At 59.9% G+C, this 15,404-nt stretch carries 15 protein-coding genes; 10 read left to right on the top strand and 5 right to left on the bottom strand.

The features are described from left to right. Window positions 1-8: 8 nt before the first annotated feature. The 3 genes from GGD57_RS27325 to GGD57_RS27315 all read left to right on the top strand — a co-directional run bounded on the left by GGD57_RS27325 (window position 9) and on the right by GGD57_RS27315 (window position 4,804). Window positions 9-1,229: a serpin family protein gene (locus tag GGD57_RS27325; protein ID WP_184473295.1), complete on the top strand. Its 1,221-nt coding sequence runs from the start codon at window positions 9-11 to the stop codon at window positions 1,227-1,229. Between the two features lie 131 nt (window positions 1,230-1,360). Then, complete coding sequence (locus tag GGD57_RS27320) at window positions 1,361-3,766, top strand: protein kinase domain-containing protein (RefSeq protein ID WP_184473294.1); 2,406 nt, start codon at window positions 1,361-1,363, stop codon at window positions 3,764-3,766. 285 nt (window positions 3,767-4,051) lie between these two features. Continuing rightward, complete coding sequence (locus GGD57_RS27315) at window positions 4,052-4,804, top strand: NYN domain-containing protein (RefSeq protein ID WP_184473293.1); 753 nt, start codon at window positions 4,052-4,054, stop codon at window positions 4,802-4,804. Window positions 4,805-4,896: 92 nt separating this feature from the next. Here GGD57_RS27315 and GGD57_RS27310 read toward each other — a convergent pair whose 3' ends face one another. Beyond that, complete coding sequence (locus tag GGD57_RS27310; protein ID WP_184473292.1) at window positions 4,897-5,541, bottom strand: TetR family transcriptional regulator; 645 nt, start codon at window positions 5,539-5,541, stop codon at window positions 4,897-4,899. 91 nt (window positions 5,542-5,632) lie between these two features. Between GGD57_RS27310 and GGD57_RS27305 the strand changes: the two genes are divergently transcribed. From GGD57_RS27305 to GGD57_RS27290, 4 genes are all read left to right on the top strand, one after another. Further along, complete coding sequence (locus tag GGD57_RS27305) at window positions 5,633-6,289, top strand: O-methyltransferase (RefSeq protein ID WP_184473291.1); 657 nt, start codon at window positions 5,633-5,635, stop codon at window positions 6,287-6,289. A gap of 26 nt (window positions 6,290-6,315) precedes the next feature. Beyond that, the gene (locus GGD57_RS27300) at window positions 6,316-7,443 is read left to right on the top strand and encodes a sensor histidine kinase (RefSeq protein ID WP_348646003.1); all 1,128 of its coding nucleotides are present in this window, start codon (window positions 6,316-6,318) and stop codon (window positions 7,441-7,443) included. Between the two features lie 6 nt (window positions 7,444-7,449). Continuing rightward, entirely contained in the window at window positions 7,450-7,833 is a 384-nt protein-coding gene (locus tag GGD57_RS27295) for a response regulator (protein WP_184473290.1), read from the top strand. Window positions 7,834-8,084: 251 nt separating this feature from the next. Beyond that, a complete protein-coding gene (locus tag GGD57_RS27290) occupies window positions 8,085-8,396 on the top strand; it encodes a DUF982 domain-containing protein (protein WP_184473289.1) in 312 nt (103 codons plus the stop codon). A 348-nt stretch (window positions 8,397-8,744) separates the two neighbouring features. On the opposite strand, the gene GGD57_RS27285 is transcribed toward GGD57_RS27290, so the two are convergent. The 4 genes from GGD57_RS27285 to GGD57_RS27275 all read right to left on the bottom strand — a co-directional run bounded on the left by GGD57_RS27285 (window position 8,745) and on the right by GGD57_RS27275 (window position 13,488). Further along, window positions 8,745-10,682 carry a mechanosensitive ion channel family protein gene (locus GGD57_RS27285; RefSeq protein ID WP_184473288.1) on the bottom strand — a complete coding sequence of 646 codons (1,938 nt, stop codon included), beginning with the start codon at window positions 10,680-10,682 and terminating at the stop codon, window positions 8,745-8,747. A 430-nt stretch (window positions 10,683-11,112) separates the two neighbouring features. Next, complete coding sequence (locus tag GGD57_RS29560; RefSeq protein WP_432443406.1) at window positions 11,113-11,349, bottom strand: hypothetical protein; 237 nt, start codon at window positions 11,347-11,349, stop codon at window positions 11,113-11,115. A 508-nt stretch (window positions 11,350-11,857) separates the two neighbouring features. Beyond that, the gene (locus tag GGD57_RS27280) at window positions 11,858-12,361 is read right to left on the bottom strand and encodes a hypothetical protein (RefSeq protein WP_184473287.1); all 504 of its coding nucleotides are present in this window, start codon (window positions 12,359-12,361) and stop codon (window positions 11,858-11,860) included. Between the two features lie 158 nt (window positions 12,362-12,519). Continuing rightward, the gene (locus GGD57_RS27275; RefSeq protein ID WP_184473286.1) at window positions 12,520-13,488 is read right to left on the bottom strand and encodes a DMT family transporter; all 969 of its coding nucleotides are present in this window, start codon (window positions 13,486-13,488) and stop codon (window positions 12,520-12,522) included. A gap of 296 nt (window positions 13,489-13,784) precedes the next feature. On the opposite strand from GGD57_RS27275, the gene GGD57_RS27270 reads away from it, so the two are divergent. The 3 genes from GGD57_RS27270 to GGD57_RS27260 all read left to right on the top strand — a co-directional run bounded on the left by GGD57_RS27270 (window position 13,785) and on the right by GGD57_RS27260 (window position 15,285). Further along, entirely contained in the window at window positions 13,785-14,318 is a 534-nt protein-coding gene (locus GGD57_RS27270; RefSeq protein ID WP_184473285.1) for a hypothetical protein, read from the top strand. Window positions 14,319-14,457: 139 nt separating this feature from the next. Then, the gene (locus GGD57_RS27265) at window positions 14,458-14,868 is read left to right on the top strand and encodes a GNAT family N-acetyltransferase (RefSeq protein WP_184473284.1); all 411 of its coding nucleotides are present in this window, start codon (window positions 14,458-14,460) and stop codon (window positions 14,866-14,868) included. Window positions 14,869-14,907: 39 nt separating this feature from the next. After that, a complete protein-coding gene (locus GGD57_RS27260; protein WP_184473308.1) occupies window positions 14,908-15,285 on the top strand; it encodes a VOC family protein in 378 nt (125 codons plus the stop codon). The last annotated feature ends 119 nt before the right edge of the window (window positions 15,286-15,404 follow it).

Below are 15,404 nucleotides of genomic sequence, written 5' to 3'. Positions count from 1 at the left end.
AGCGAACCATGCCGAAATCCATTCTGCTGGCCGGTCTTGCCGCTTCGCTGATCACACTTGCCCCGGCCGCCCATGCCGGCGAGACCGGCGACGGCAAGGCGTTGCTCGCCGCGCAGGCGGGGCTTGCCGTCGAACTGCTCGACCGCACGCTGGCGAGCGAAAAGGCGGCCAATATCATGGTGTCGCCGGCAAGCCTTGCCGCCGCCCTCGGCCTGGCAAGCCTCGGCGCTTCGGATCAGGGCAAGGCGTCGATCGCCAAAAGCCTGGGTTTCCGGGAACCGAAGGGACCGGCGACCGTGCTCGACGCCATGACCCCGGAAAAGCCCGCAGCAGCCGATGCGCCTCTGGCAACGGCAGTCGCGATCGTCTTCGATGACAAGCTGGCGCTTGTCCCCGGCGCACTCCCCATGCTCGCCACCCATCGCATCAAGCCGACGATCGAGGATCTCGACGGCCCGGCATCGGTCGAGCACATCAACGCCTGGGTCAAGGACGCCACAAGAGGCGCCATTCCGTCGATCCTCGAGGCGCCGCCCGGCGGCGGCTTCGTCAGCCTCGGCGCACTCTCCTTCAAGGCGCGCTGGAAGACCTCCTTCGACAGGGAAAGCCCGGCAAGCCCCTTTCAGCGCCCGGACGGCTCGACGGTCTCGGTGCCGATGATGCATCTTGCCGGCGACGGCCAGAAATTCCGCTCCGACGAGAAATTCTCAGCCGTCGACCTTGCCTATACGGGCGAGGGCTACAGCATGGTCGTGGTGGCGGCGCGCTCCGGCAAGGGTGTCGACGGCGCCGATCTGAAGGCGCTCACCTCCTGGCTGCAAGGGGAAAAATTCGAAGCCGCCAAGGGCGAAATCTTCCTGCCCCGCTTTTCCCTGAACGACGGGCGTGATTTGATGCCGGTCCTGAACGCGATGGGCGTGGCGCCCGAAAAGGCCCAAAAGACTGAAAAGGCCAAAGATGCGGCTTTCCCGGGTTTCACCAGGGAAAACATCCGCTTGTCGCGCGTCCTGCAGAAGACCATGATCAAGGTCGACGAAAACGGCACGGAGGCGGCGGCAGCCACGGCTGCGATCACCGAGCGCAGCATCGATCCGAAGCTGGTGCGCGTCGTCGCCGATGCCCGCTTCGCCTTTGCGCTGCGCGATACGAAAAGCGGCCTGCTGCTCGCCGCCGGCCTGATCGGCGATCCTTTACTAGAACAGGATGATTTAGGGCCGGGTCGGCCTTAAATCTGAATCCTGTTCTAAATTAAAGAGTTAGAGCATGATGTCGTCCGAAAACCGCTCACACTTTTCGGCATCATGCTCTGGCAGGCGAATAGAGTTCGGTTTCATATGAATGAATGCAGGGGGACACGTGCATGAGAAGTGATCTGATCGCCCGCTACACGATCGGCGAGCCGATCTATGAAAACGAGTTCATCGTCTATCCCGCGGAGGATAAGCGGATGGGCCATGCAGTGTTCATCGTCGCGCCGGATGTGGCGCTGAAACTGGACAAGGCCCGTTTCGAGCGGGTCTGGACCTCGATCAACGAAGCCAAATCGCTGACGGCGCGGCGCTTCGTCGAAATCGAAGACCTCATCCCGCCGTCGCCTGAAGACGACAATTTTTATATCGTCGAGAAGCGGCCGTCGAAAACCCTGCATCAATATCTCGACGAAACCGAAATGGTCGCCTATGAGCGCGCCGCCGAAATCGGCCGCCACATCCTCGAAGGCCTGGCGACGCTGCATGGCGCCGGTTACGCCCACAACGCGCTGACCGACCAGTGCATCTATGTCTCCGAGGATTATTCCGGCCTTTCGGTCCGGATCGGCAACCTGCACCTGATCTCGAAGATCGGCGAGCACATCATCCCGCCCTATGTGCCGGAATTCGGCGCGCCGGAGATCTATGCGAGCGGCACCTTCTCCGCCTCGCCGGCCCTCGATATCTACGCCATGGGCATGATCGCCTATAAACTCTTCCTGCCGCGCCAGACCTATGCCAGCGTCTTCGACAGCGTCATGGTCTGGGAGGACGAACACCAGCGCGAGCAGAGCTGGAAGAACATCCATCTCGACCCCTCCAATATCTTCCCGCGCCTGGATGTGCTGATCCCCGGTTTTCCCGAGGGCCTTGCCAGCCTGATCGAGCGGATGCTGAGCCGCGATCCCGGTATGCGGCCGCGCACCGGCGCCGATGCGCTCGGCGAATTCAGCCGCGTCACGACAGGCATCCAGCCGATGTCCTGGGATCCGCGCGGCGGCATGCCGCAACAGCCGGAATCCCCGAAGCGGAAAAAATGGACGCTTGCGCATATCTCGATGTTTACAGCGCTGCTGCTGATCTGCATCGGCGTCGGCATCGTCACCATTCCCAAACTGCTGCGCCCGGATCCGAAACTCGTCGCCGATGTCGGCACCTGGAAGAAGGAGGCCGAAAGCCGCAAGCAGAAGGCGATCGCCGCCAAGGCGCCGGAGCGTCCGGCCAGCGACCAGGCGAAACTTTCCTATGACACCGGTGCCGCGGCCCTGACCTCGGCCGACGCCCTGCTCAAGGACGAGGATTACGACAAGGCGCTTCCGGGCTATCAGACCGCCGCCATCAATCTCGGCAATGCGCTGATCGCCATATCAAAGGAAAATGCCGAAAAGGCGAAAGCCGCCGCCTCGACCGCCGGCGGCGACAAGGCGCCGAGCTTTGCCGAGGCCGAAACCAAGATGAAGGCTGCCGCCGATGGCGCGGCCGCCAAGCAGATGCATGCCGCCGTCGACAATTACGACGCCGCCAAAACCGCCTACGACGATCTCGCCAAGGCGCTGACGACGCTGACCGCGGCCGAAAAGGATGCGGCGGCCAAACGCGAAACCGTCACCCGCATCGGCGCCGGCGACAGCCCCGATGTCGCCAAGGCAAGCGGCCTGATGACCGAGGCCAAGGCCAAGGCGGAGCAATGGCAGCTGCCGGCCGCGACCTCGGGCTATGGCGACGCCGCCAAGCTGTTCGACAAGCTGATAGCAGATGTCATGGCGGCCAAGGACGAAGCGACGGCGCTGCGGCAGAAAGTCACCGATCTCCACGCCTCGATCACGACACGCGCCGGCGCCGCCGACCCGACACTGGCCGCATTGGCGCCGAAGCTGACCGAGGCCGACGGCCGCTACACCACGGAGGCTTATAAGCTCGCCATCGCAGCCTATCAGCCGATCCTTGCCGACCTCGAAGCCCTGTCGGCCCGCGGCTTCTGCCCGGTCTCGCAGAGCCTTGCCTTCGAAACCGTGCCGGCCGGAAGTTATCCGCTCGATAATGTCCGGCTGATGACCTCGTCGCTGAAGGAGCTCGGCGGCATGCTCGGCGTCGCCAACGGCGCCGTGAAGATCGAAAAATCCTTCTGCATGCAGGCGAAAGCCGTGACCCGCGCCGAGATGGCGCAATATTACGCCGCCAACTCGGATCCCGCCGCCGCACAAGCCTATGCCGACAATCCTGAGCAGCCCGCCGACGACGTGCCGCTCGCCGTGGCGCAGAACTATACCGCCTGGCTGTCGAAACAACTGAACACCCCCGTCCATCTGCCGTCGGCCACCGAATGGATGGCAAGCGCCGTCAAGCTGACGGCCGAAAAACTCCCCGACAACGGCGACATCATCCTGCAATGGAGCGCCACCCCCTGCGAAGCCGGCGGCAACGTCGCCTTCATGGCACAAGAGGGCTCGACTTTCGTGGTCTGCTCGGATGCCTCGGCGGGTGGGATTTTTCGGGTGAGTGCGGAGTTGCGGTGAGGGGGCGAGGCGCCATGAAAAACGAAAATGCCATCAAGGATCTTCGATGGAGTGCTTTTGAATAGGCCCATTCGTTTTGGCAGTGTCGGCGCCCCTTGCTCCCTCTTCTCCCCTCGGGGAGAAGGTGCCCGTAGGGCGGATGAGGTGGCCACACGGCACGCCATTCACCATCTCTTTAGCTACCTCCATTCACGATAGACGATACCTGATGCAACCGTTTTGCTGAAGGACGACTGAGTTAACCAGCCTGAGTTTGAGGTCCATCAATCGCCAAGGAGCTTCGACATGCCTGAATTACGCTCGCCACGTCTTGCGGTTCTTATCGATGCTGACAATGCCTCTGCGAAGATCGTGGACGGCCTGTTCGAGGAAATAGCCAAGATTGGGGAAGCAAGCGTGCGGCGCATCTATGGCGACTTCGCCAGCGCTCGCTCGAAAGCATGGATCGACGTCCTTGCAAGATACGCGATCATCCCTCAACAACAGTTCGCCTACACCACAGGCAAGAACGCGTCCGACATCACCCTGGTCATCGATGCGATGGACCTGCTGCATAGTGGCCGCTTCGACGGTTTCTGCTTGGTGTCATCAGATAGCGATTTCACCCGCCTCGCCTCGCGCATCCGCGAGCAAGGGATCGATGTCTTCGGCTTCGGGGAACAGAAGACGCCGGAGAGCTTCCGCCAAGCGTGCCGGCGGTTTATCTACACGGAAAATCTGGCTCCTTCGGCTGTGTCGAACGGAGCGGATGCCGTGCAGGCTGCGTCTTCGCTACGGCCGCCTAGCGCCGCAACACCGATAATCAAAAGGGTAATCGCGCAGATGGAGACCGAGGATGGATGGGTCCAGCTCGGCGTCGTTGGAAATCAACTTGCCAATCTGGCATCTGACTTCGACTCACGGACTTTCGGATTCAAGAAGTTGATCGATCTGGTAAAGAAGACCAACGCCTTCGAGGTAGATCACGCCGGAGGCCGTCCGGTTCGTATCCGCCTGAAACCCCAACCAACGAAAAACAGCGTGAAATCAGCAACCTGACGATTGTGTTTCGCGGTGCATTTAATGCATGCGTTGATCGATGTTATAGAGGCAGGGTTTCAGCTTGATGGCGCCGGCCTGAGCCTGCGGTCCTATCGCGCATCAGCCCCATTCACCAAGCTTTCCAAGTACGCACAAAACATCTGCGCCATCGCCGCCGAGAAAGTGGTGATCTCCTCCTCCGTCCTCGGCGTTGCCGAGAAATCCTGGCCGACCGTGCTCAGCGTCGTCATGATCAACTCACAGGCGACATCACGAACCGGGGTCGATGCTGCCGGCAGCACCTCGCGCATGAATTGCTCCATGACCGGCTCGGTCGCGCGTTTTGCCGCTTCCGCCTCCGGCGCGTCGCGGTAGAGCGGCGCGGCGTCGCTGAGTGCGATGCGAACCGATGCCTCCTCGCATTCCGAGCGCAGAAACGCATGCACCAGCAATCGAAGCCTTTCGAAGGGAGGCATCGATCGGTCGCTGAGCATCTCCGCCAGCATGGTGGTCGTCTGCTGCCATTCCTCGCTTTGCAGCCGGAACAGGATCGACGCCTTGTTGGGGAAATATTGGTAGAGCGAACCGACGCTGACGCCCGCCCGCTCGGCCACGCGCGCCGTGGTGAAGCGATGCGCTCCCTCTTCCGCCAAAACACGAACTGCCGCCTGCAGGATCGCGCCGACGAGGTCGTTCGAGCGCGCCTGCTTCGGCGATTTTCTCGTGGAAATCCGGGGGCTTGTAACCTTGCTCATCTCGACGGACCGCAATGCGATTAGAAAATGCGACGAATTATTCGTATTTTCCATGGCGACACAAGAGACATCGCCAACAAGGATTTCAACGATGACGACATTGACAACCGCCCCGCTCGCGCCGCTGCTCGTTCGCCTGTTCGAAGAGGCCGCTTCCGCCACCAGCCCGGCTCTTTCGAGCATCTCCGGCGAGGAACGGCTGCGCCTTCTGACAAGCAAGACCGAGTATCTCGATCTCTACACCAGCCTGAAGGACCTCTGGCTGCCCGTGTCTCGCGAGGCCGGCCATCTTCTCTATATGCTGGCGCTCAGCACGCGGGCCCAAAACATTGTCGAATTCGGCACGTCCTTCGGCATATCGACGCTCCATCTCGCAGCCGCTCTCCGCGACAATGGCGGCGGCCGGCTGATCACCACCGAGTTCGAGCCGTCGAAAGTGGCGCGGGGCCGGCGGCATTTGACCGAAGGCGGCCTGATCGACCTCGTCGAAATGCGCGAAGGCGACGCCTTGCAGACCCTTGCCGCCGATCTCCCGGAGACCATCGACCTTGTGCTGCTCGATGGCGCCAAGGCGCTCTATCCTGAAATTCTCGCCCTGCTCGAACCGCGCCTTCGCTTAGGTGCCCTCGTCATCGCCGACAATGCCGACGATTGCCCTGAATATCTCGAACACGTCCGCTCACCGGCGAACGGTTTTCTCTCGACGCCATTCGCCGGGGATATCGAGCTTTCCATGCGCGCCGCCTGATAGGTCGGTACCGCGTCAGGCGGAAGATGGGCCTCGGCCGGAATGCGCCAACACCGCACATTGCCAGCCATGCGGAAAAGATTATCTTAAATGCAGGGGGCTTGCCTGTGGAACGGCAATTCCTGGCTATGGGCTTCGATATTGTCGCCTTGAAGCATGATGCGAGGATGGCATCTATGTTGCTGGAAGATTTGTATCGCCTGATGAAGACCGGGCACGTACAGGCTCAGGGCATTGTCGACACCATGACCCAGCCCGTTGTCGTACTCGATCAGCATTTCTATGTGACGGCCGCAAACAATGCCTTCATCAAAGCTTTCAAAGTCGAGCGGGAGGACATTGTCTCTCAGGACTTCTTCGGGCTTGGCAATGGGCAGTGGGATATTCCGGAACTTCGGCAGCTTATATACTCCGTCATCCCACGAGCGGCCGCCGTCATCGGCTTTGAAGTGAAGCATGATTTCCCGACAATCGGCAAACGTACCTTTCTTGTCGATGCCCGACGCCTCGTTCATCCCGATGACAATAGTCCCAACATCTTGGTCATCTTCGACGACGTTACGGAGCGCCTGCGCCACGATGCCGAGATGGACTTCATCGTCGCGGAGATGCGGCATCGGCTGAGGAACCTGTCGGCCGTCGTTCAGTCGGTCGTGAACAACACCAGGACCGACGATCCGGCCGTGGCAAGCTTCAAGGAAGCGCTGCTTGGAAGGCTGAATATCACCTTTCAAGCGCAGGCGGTTGCCGCCGTTAGTGGCGTGGCCGAGTTTGAAGCGTTGCTGAGAGGCGCAGTCGGCACGACGGTCTCCGAACGGCTCGAATGCTCTGGACCTTCCGTAGAACTTCGCAGCTCAAACGTTCTTCCGGTCAGCATGATCCTGCACGAGCTCAGCACGAACGCGTTGAAGCATGGTGCGGCCTCGGTCCCCGGCGGAAAGATACGGCTGACGTGGGAACTGGAAGCCAGGCCACGGGATCGGACGCTGCTCGTATGCCAGTGGCGCGAGGAAGCGGGGCCGCGTATTGATGAGTCTGTACGCAAGGGCTATGGGACTGAACTGATCGAAGGCCTCGCCGCCCATATGGGTGGAAGCGTGGAACTTAACTATCCTCCCAGTGGTTTTACTGCGACAATCAAAATCCCGATGTGAGATCATGTGAGCAATGCTGTCGACACGAGGGCCGGAACCGAGATCAAGGTCCTCGTCGTCGAGGACGAGTTCTTCATCGCCGATGAGCTCCGAGGCAATCTGACCGCGGCAGGATTTCTGGTACTTGGCCCGGCATCATCCAACGAGGACGCTCTCGATCTGCTTGAGCAGGAGCGACCTGACGTTGCTGTACTTGACGTTCATCTCGGCGAGGCAACAGTGAACCCGGTAGCCGCGAAGCTTCGGCAGATGAACGTTCCGTTCGTCCTCACGACAGCAAGTCCAGCCCATGAACTTGCATCTGATCCGGACCTCGCAGGCGCCGTCATCCTGCCAAAGCCGACAGATTTCGGTCGTCTCGTCGAAATCCTCCGCAACCTGGCCAGGTGACGGTTCACCGGGTGGCGCGCGCCCGGCGCAGGTCAATCCGGGCCAAAAGCGGGTCGTCGGTGGCAGCGGCTGCGCGATACCGAACAAGTCCGCGGAAGCAGTTCACCGATCTTGATAGCAACTCCTCTTTGCAATCGCGAAGCTTCACGCTCAAGCAGTGTTCGCCGTAAAGTTTTCAATTCCCAATTTCAAAATACGCGCGTATATTGCAGCCAGGATTGCAGTATCCGTGCCTTGAGGGGTCGAGGACAATGTGCTGGAATACATCGTCGGCATTCACGCCGGTCGCGCTTTCTTTGAGCGGTCCGGTATCTCGCAAAATCGTACGGACGCTGGGTGACGCCGCGTATCTCCTGATCAACGACTGGCCTTTCGATGACGGCGAGGAATATGTCGCCGCCGTGAAAGCCTGCGTCGACGCCATCAGCGGAAAGATTGCCCCGGAGCAATTCCGGGAAGCGCTTCTGCGGGCGGCCGGGGAGGCCGGTATCGCTGCTCTATCGCTCGTACCGCAGGGGGTTGGGCAGCGCAGAGCCGACCTGCCCCCGGCGATGCGAACATAGGCCTTGTTCCCGCCTTTCAACGTCAGGTTTGCGCCAGTCGGGGCGAGCATCCTAAATGCGCCACTGCACGGACATCATTTTGTCCGACCGCCGCGCCACACGCGAGCGAGCAGCACCGAAAGAACTAAATGCAGCATCACTACGGGCCAAAGCAGGATGCCCGCGTGCCCGGAACCGAGGCCCAGGTAGGCAAGATAGAGGGCTACAACTGTACTATAGAATAGCATCCCTTCGAGCGACCGACCCCGCAAGCATGCGATCCCAAGTCCGATCAGCGCGATGCCCGCTACACGCGCGACCGCCGCCGCCGGGCCGACCAGTGCCTCCCCAAGCAGTAACTCGCCTGGTCTAGGTCGTCGGCGTGGCGGCAGACGCCTGTTGCGTCCGGATAGCCTGCGCGGCCGCGGCCACGCCTGCACCTTCCTTCTCGTCACCTCCGACCTGCACCGTCGGCTGCGCAAACGTAATTCCGTTTGCCAGGAACAACTCGCGGATCTTGGCGTAGGCCTTGCGACGGATGTAGGTCTGCATGCCAGGAACGGTCGTCATCGCAAAACTCAACACAATACCGTAGTCGGCGAATTCCTCGACGCCCTTCATCTTCAGGGGCTCGATAAAAAGCGGCCCTAGCTCTGCGTCCTCCTTCAGTTCTGCTCCAACCTTCTTCGTCAGCTTGCGGGCCTTCTCGATATCAGTGTTGAAGCCGACTGTGATCCTGAACTTGTCGATAACCCAATCACGGCTCATGTTCTGGACGGCGCCCAGTTCGCCGAACGGCACTGTGAACACCGGGCCGCGGTGATGACGCAGGCGAACGGAACGCAGGCTGAAGCCCTCGACGGTTCCCTTGTAGTCCTTGGCCTGTATGTATTCTCCCACGCGGAAGGCATCATCCAGCATATAGAACACCCCGCTGATGACATCCTTGACGAGCGTCTGCGAGCCAAAGCCAATGGCCACGCCGAAGATGCCGGCGCCAGCAATCAATGGTCCGATCTGCACGCCGAGCTGAGCAAGCACAATCAAAGCTGCCATGACGGCCACCACGACCGCCAGGGCATTGCGGAAGATCGGCAAAAGCGTGCGGAACCGCGCCCGCCGGGCGGCATCGGCAGGTGGAAGAGACGCTGTTTCCGCCGACCCGCGTAGCGTTCGATCAATCCACCCCTTCGTCAGTTGCCAAAGCAGGTCGGCGCAAACGAGGATGAGAACGCTTTTCAAAGCGCCGTAGAACAATGCCGCGATTATGGGGTCGCGCTGACCCAGCGTATCCGGATTGAGACGCCAGACCAGTGCAAGCCAGGCAACTGCGGCCGCGATTGCCGTCGCGCGTGCGCCCCGGACGATCAAGATGCCACGAAGGCTGGCCGGGTCATTTGTGAACGTTCCGGCGATGCGGCCGATGGTGTTGAGAATCGAGGGAAGAACAAGCGCATAAACGCCGATCCAAAACAGGCCCCGCATGTTGAGGCACCAGACAAGCCACAGGGCGACAAGGAAGGCCGTCACCGCCGCCTTCCAAGAACGGGCTCGCGACGACGTACTCCACACAGTTTCGATGATCAGAAGGAGCCCGACGACTGAAAAGCAGTAACTGAGCGCCTCCCTGGCGAGGGGCGGCATGCCGAGCGGCCCCCCAATCGTGGCAGTGGCAATGGCAAAGCAGATCAGGCCGATGATGATCTTTAAGCGGACACGCACTGGCCTCGCAATCGCCGCGACCGACAGAAGTGCCACTACGACGCGGAACGCCACGAAGGCGGAGAGATAGGCGAGCAGGGCAACGCTGGCGAGAGGCGGCCACTCCACCGCAAAGAAGACGATCGCCATGGTCCCTGCAAAGATGCCGACCGGGGCCAGTCTTCCGAAAAGCGTTTCACGCGGACCGACTCGTCTGCGGTACAGTCCCTCCACGAGAAGACCAAGAGCCACAAGCCCGCCGAATATAACGAACACCGGCGCATAGCCCATGCTGATGGCCTGCTGACGTGTCCGGCTGGCGGCCGCCACCGCTTCCGCCGGTATCGCGGGAATGGTGCTGATCACCTCATGAACGCGAGTGCGGGCCGCGGTCTCCCATTTGGCGAGATCGTTCGAGCCCGCTGCGGCGGTGTCGCCCGGAGCCGGAGGCACAGCTTCCTTTCGGCTGTTGAGCCAAGCCTGCACGTCCGGATCCTGAAGCAGGCGGACGAGCTCATCGATCTTTTGTGGCGGGGCCGTCGGCGATTGCGCCATGGCGTTGAACGCGAAGACAAGTCCGGCGACGACTGACACAATCCATTTCATCTTGCTTATCCTGTTGCATCAGGGTCTGCGACGTGGTGGTGAGGTGCGGCTCCTCGATGATTGCCGCCGACGCTGCGAGCGTGGTGCAGATGCACTTTTGACCCCAGCCGGATGACCGCGCCGTGTCAAAAGAGGAGGAGCGGAGGCGACGCCAGGTTTCAGCTTTTGCATTCCGATTACCCCCAGGGGAGAATGGGCATCTCATTGCTACAGGCTAGCAGGCAGCGCACGTCGAAGCCTGTAGCATCGCGTAACATCTATGTGTCTGCTCATGGATTGGCGCAAAATTCCCACATCGTTGCGGCATGGCGCCGCCGATTGCTTAGGGACGGATCCGGGAGCGCAATGTCGGGCGCCCGGAATGCTTTTGCCTGTTTGATGGCAGTCCTTGATCGATCGATGACCGCATCGATGGCGTCGAAATCGATACCTAGCGACGACCGACGCGGTTAACTGGACCACCTTTATTTACAGCAGTTCCGTGCGTCACTGTACCACGCGCTGCACGAGCAACCGGGCGCGGCCTCAGCACCACCCCGGGCCTTACGACGCAGCCCGCCGGATAACTGATATATTGACAATAGACAACAGCATTTGCGGTATCCATCGGCGGCGCCGTAAATCCAATCGTTAGAAAGGCAAGTGACACAGCGGCAATTCTTTTCATATTCTCCTCCTATATCCTCGACACTTCCTAGAAGTATTGCAGTTGCTCCCACTTCCAGGCGTAGGCCTGTGTGCGTACGAACGCTTTGATAATGACGGAGCGTCAGACCTGGTCATGGCAGGCCCACCTACAAACGGCCTCATCATAACATTCGAGCCAATTCCTGGCTCGTAACATCACGTAGAATCGGTTCCGTGCTGCGATGCCAAGGCCGGAGCGTGATTAGGCTGCGGCTGCTGATCAGCGTCGCCGACGGCTTTGAATGTTTCCTTTGGGCCGATAGCGGCCCCCGCTCAAAACCTATTTGATCACGGCTGTAGCGTCCTGCGAGCGCGAAACCTGGGATGAATGCCTCGATGCACTACGCACAAGGTTTGTCTGGGAATGGGACACGCCGAACAAGCAAAAGAGCAAAAAGTAACGTATCGCCTATCGCGATGGCCGCGTCGGGCCGGAAGCCGCCGGCGGCAGCGTTGGCTTCTCACAAGTAAACACAACCAGCCTACCATCAGCAGCTACATCCCGAGCGCCAGCAGTGAGTAAAGCCAAACCAGCAGGAAGGCCGCACCTGATATAAGACGCCCCGCATTAAGTTTGCTACCGAACCAAACGGTCCGGTAAATTGCAAGGCAGCCACCGGCAGCGGCGATAAACCGAGCGGCGCGTAGAGTTTGATCGTTAATTCGCTGCAGTCGAGGCAGCCACCAGGGCCGTAGCCGTGGAACCCGCCCTCAAGATAAACGCGGATCTCCGAATACGACCACCAAGCGAAATATGCGGTCAGCGACCATGTCCAGTATCTCCTGGTATTGCCAATTTGGAGAAGCACCAAACCCATAACGCATAGGAACACGTAGTATAGGTCGTCAGACGTATCCGCGCTCAGATCAGTCGTATAAATCCATTCGATCCGTGCCATTTCGAAGTTTTGAACTGACAAGAATGCTGCGATGGCTAAAAGTCCAAAGGAAATCAGAAGTCGGCTGTTCTGTTCAATCGTGCCGTAGCGCATCGAGACACCTGCTCCCAGTTCCTTCGCGATGCTGTCTAGCTCGAAATATGGCGGAAGGGGCGATTATCCGTTGCTGTGCGGCAATGAAGCGCAAGCACTTCGCTGATGCACGCCAACCGAGAACGAAGATATCCCGGACTAGGTGATGGAAGGATGGATCAATTGATCCCATCCGCTCTGGTCGTCGGCTTCAGCAGGATGATGAGAAGCAGGCCGGCGACGATGAGTGCCGCGCCTTCGAGATGATAGCGTTGCAGCTGTTCGCCAAGGAACAGATAGGCGAGCACGGCGATAAAGATCGTCTGGATGTAAAGCAGCACGCCCGCCCGCGCCGCGCCCAGGGCCTCGATGCTGCGATTGAAGAGATAATACATCGCCGCGCCGCCGGGGATCGCGACATAGCCGAGCGCGATCAGGCCGCTGGTATTGAGCGTCGAGCGCTCGTCGGAGGCAAGCTCAGAGAGGTAGAAGGGCAGCGCCGTCAGCACCGCCGCACCGAGGAGGAGGACCAGGAGCGCAAGGCGATTGAGATCGAATTTCGCCCGGCGCAGCAGCACGGTATAGAGGCTGAAACAGAAGGCGCCGGCGACGATCCATAATTCGCCGGGATTGAGGTCGAGACGCAGGAGCCCGGCCGGGCTGCCCTTGACGATGATGACGACGATCCCGAGAAAGGCGAGGATCGATCCGATCACCTGCCAGCGCCCCATCGGCTCGGCCAGAATGAAACGGGCAAGAATCATGGTGATGATCGGGATCAGGGCGATGATGATGCCGGCGGTCGTGGCATCGGCATGTTCGAGGCCGACAAAAATCAGGCCCTGGCAGATCGCAAGCCCGATACCGCCGATGGCGAGCAGTTCGAGACCGCGGGCCCGCACGAGCGCGGCCATGGCGCCGAAATGCCGGGCGACGATCGGCATCAGGATCGCCCAGGCAATCAGCACGCGCCAGAAGCACAGCGCCCAAGGCGGCATCTCCGAAGAAACCCATTTCGCGGCGATATAGACGCCGGCCGACAGCAGCCAGCAGAAAACCCCCACGGAATAGGCGGCAGCGAGTGAACCGCCCGCCGTCTGTTCCGTCCCGACCGTGTCGCGATGGACCGCCAAGACATGTATCGCCATGGCGAAGTTATGCCACAATTCCCGAGCGCTGCACAGATGATGCGGCGGCACTTCGCCTATTGCGCAAGGACGACCTCCGGCGTCGCCGGGCCGGCTACGATTAGAACGCAGCATTTCCCGATGAATCGGCGCTGGCTGCTTGGGACCGATCGCCGACGAGCCTCGGCCGCTTTGCGCCGGAAGCAGTCGTCATGCACGCCACAAACGCCCTTATTTTTCAATTCAGATGCTTCGCAGTTGATGACCCGACAGATCGACGGCTATAAGGCGCCGGGTAGTATGAGGGGAGTTAACGTGTGGCTGGCGTCGAGTTAATTCTTTCCGAAAGCCGGATGCACACCTTCGTCCAAGAACGCCTATCTGGATGTATCATCGCTAAAGACGACAAGGTGCCTTTTTCGGGACCGCCTGATGATGATCTTTTCGATTACGTGCGTCGCCAATTTCGACAGCTTTTTATCAAGCACTCCTCTTTCGCGAACGATGAATTCTGCTTCAAACAGCACACATACCCTGATGGCACTGAGATCTTCTTGGTCGATCAGTTCGTCGGGCTGGGCCACCTGAAAATGCTGACGCTTCCGCTGATAGGCGCACTGGAACCGGCCTACCGGCTGACCATCGGATACCAGAGTTTCTTCGTGTTAGGAGACGCGCATATTCCTCCCTCACCAGATCTCAAAAAGTTTTATACCTCGACGATAAATGCTGCCAAGAAGCGAACGCTGAAGCTAGAAATATTCAAAGGCCGCAGCATGTGGTTTGAAAGCGATCTTTTGAAATCCGTTCCCAATATTCTGGATACTGTTAGAGCCGCATATCGTCGTTGACGAGGCTTACGGCCGTCCGCCCGCTTCGGGCCAGGAGCAGTCAGGGGATCGCGTCCGCTTTGTACCGAGAGCGGTCATTGAACCGGTGACCGCAAAGAGGCATTGTGCAAGCCTTCGCAAGATATCGAGAGATCATTGCATGCTCCGAAAAGCGGTTCCAAGCGACCTCTTGGCGCTGAAAGCTATCCGTTCGTCAGTTGTCGAAAACATGTTGAGCGACCCCACAAAGGTTACCGATGATGATTACGATTGGTATGTAGCCAACCCGGGCGTGGCCGTTTGGGAAGAGAACGGCGATGTCGTCGGCTTTTCGGTGGCTGACCCACGCAACGGAAACATTTGGGCGCTTTTCGTGGTCCCTGGATTTGAAAGAAAAGGGATCGGCTCCATCCTGCTGGCCGAAGCCTGCGCCTGCCTCAAGTCTGCCGGCATCGGACGCGCCTGGCTCACCACCGATCCAAACACCCGAGCCGAGAAATTCTATCGCGCGGCCGGTTGGGAACATGTCGGCGAAAAGGACAACGAGCTTCTTTTCGAACGATCACTGTGAGTCTTGCGCCATCCGGGAGAAAAGAAAGGGAGGCACCAGTTGCAACTGAGTTTGGAGTTATTTGTCGAAACGCCTGAGAAATCGCTCGATTTCTATCAGCGGGTCCTGGGCTTTGAAGTCCACGGTTCGGCGAGCGCCGAATACACGATGCTGAAAAGCGGTGACGCCGTGATCGCGATCAATTCGCGAAGCGTCCTTTCGACCGATCATCCGTTGTGGATCGAAACCGGCGACAGGGTTGGCCTCGGCGTCGAGATCGTCTTGAAGGTCGCCGACGTCGAGGGTGCCTATCGCACAGCGAAAGAAAGCGGCTGGCCGGTCTCCGATCTTGCTCTTCAGCCTTGGGGGCTGCGTGATTTTCGCCTTATCGATCCTGACAGCTATTATGTCAGAGTGACCAGCCGTCACACGAGCTGATGCCAATCCGGGCGCGGTTGCAACAGACAGGCTCGCGGGGGTGACGGTGGCCTGCGACGTCAATCCGTCACCGCCCGTCAGCACGGGCGCCGAGTGCCGGCTCCCCATCCAATGCCATG

It is taken from the genome of Rhizobium esperanzae (assembly GCF_014197615.1).
Taxonomy (GTDB): Bacteria; Pseudomonadota; Alphaproteobacteria; order Rhizobiales; family Rhizobiaceae; genus Rhizobium; species Rhizobium esperanzae_A.
This window is presented reverse-complemented; position numbering and strand designations above follow the sequence as displayed.

What these genes read in the sequence shown, in the direction of transcription:
- GGD57_RS27315 (WP_184473293.1), top strand. Translation starts at nt 4,052, where the DNA reads ATGCCTGAATTACGCTCGCCACGTCTTGCGGTTCTTATCGATGCTGAC.
- GGD57_RS27265 (WP_184473284.1), top strand. Translation starts at nt 14,458, where the DNA reads ATGCTCCGAAAAGCGGTTCCAAGCGACCTCTTGGCGCTGAAAGCTATC.
- GGD57_RS27300 (WP_348646003.1), top strand. Translation starts at nt 6,316, where the DNA reads ATGGGCCTCGGCCGGAATGCGCCAACACCGCACATTGCCAGCCATGCG.
- GGD57_RS27305 (WP_184473291.1), top strand. Translation starts at nt 5,633, where the DNA reads ATGACGACATTGACAACCGCCCCGCTCGCGCCGCTGCTCGTTCGCCTG.
- GGD57_RS27325 (WP_184473295.1), top strand. Translation starts at nt 9, where the DNA reads ATGCCGAAATCCATTCTGCTGGCCGGTCTTGCCGCTTCGCTGATCACA.
- GGD57_RS27285 (WP_184473288.1), bottom strand. Translation starts at nt 10,682, where the DNA reads ATGAAATGGATTGTGTCAGTCGTCGCCGGACTTGTCTTCGCGTTCAAC.
- GGD57_RS27290 (WP_184473289.1), top strand. Translation starts at nt 8,085, where the DNA reads ATGTGCTGGAATACATCGTCGGCATTCACGCCGGTCGCGCTTTCTTTG.
- GGD57_RS27280 (WP_184473287.1), bottom strand. Translation starts at nt 12,361, where the DNA reads ATGCGCTACGGCACGATTGAACAGAACAGCCGACTTCTGATTTCCTTT.
- GGD57_RS27275 (WP_184473286.1), bottom strand. Translation starts at nt 13,488, where the DNA reads ATGGCGATACATGTCTTGGCGGTCCATCGCGACACGGTCGGGACGGAA.
- GGD57_RS27320 (WP_184473294.1), top strand. Translation starts at nt 1,361, where the DNA reads ATGAGAAGTGATCTGATCGCCCGCTACACGATCGGCGAGCCGATCTAT.
- GGD57_RS27310 (WP_184473292.1), bottom strand. Translation starts at nt 5,541, where the DNA reads ATGAGCAAGGTTACAAGCCCCCGGATTTCCACGAGAAAATCGCCGAAG.
- GGD57_RS29560 (WP_432443406.1), bottom strand. Translation starts at nt 11,349, where the DNA reads ATGAAAAGAATTGCCGCTGTGTCACTTGCCTTTCTAACGATTGGATTT.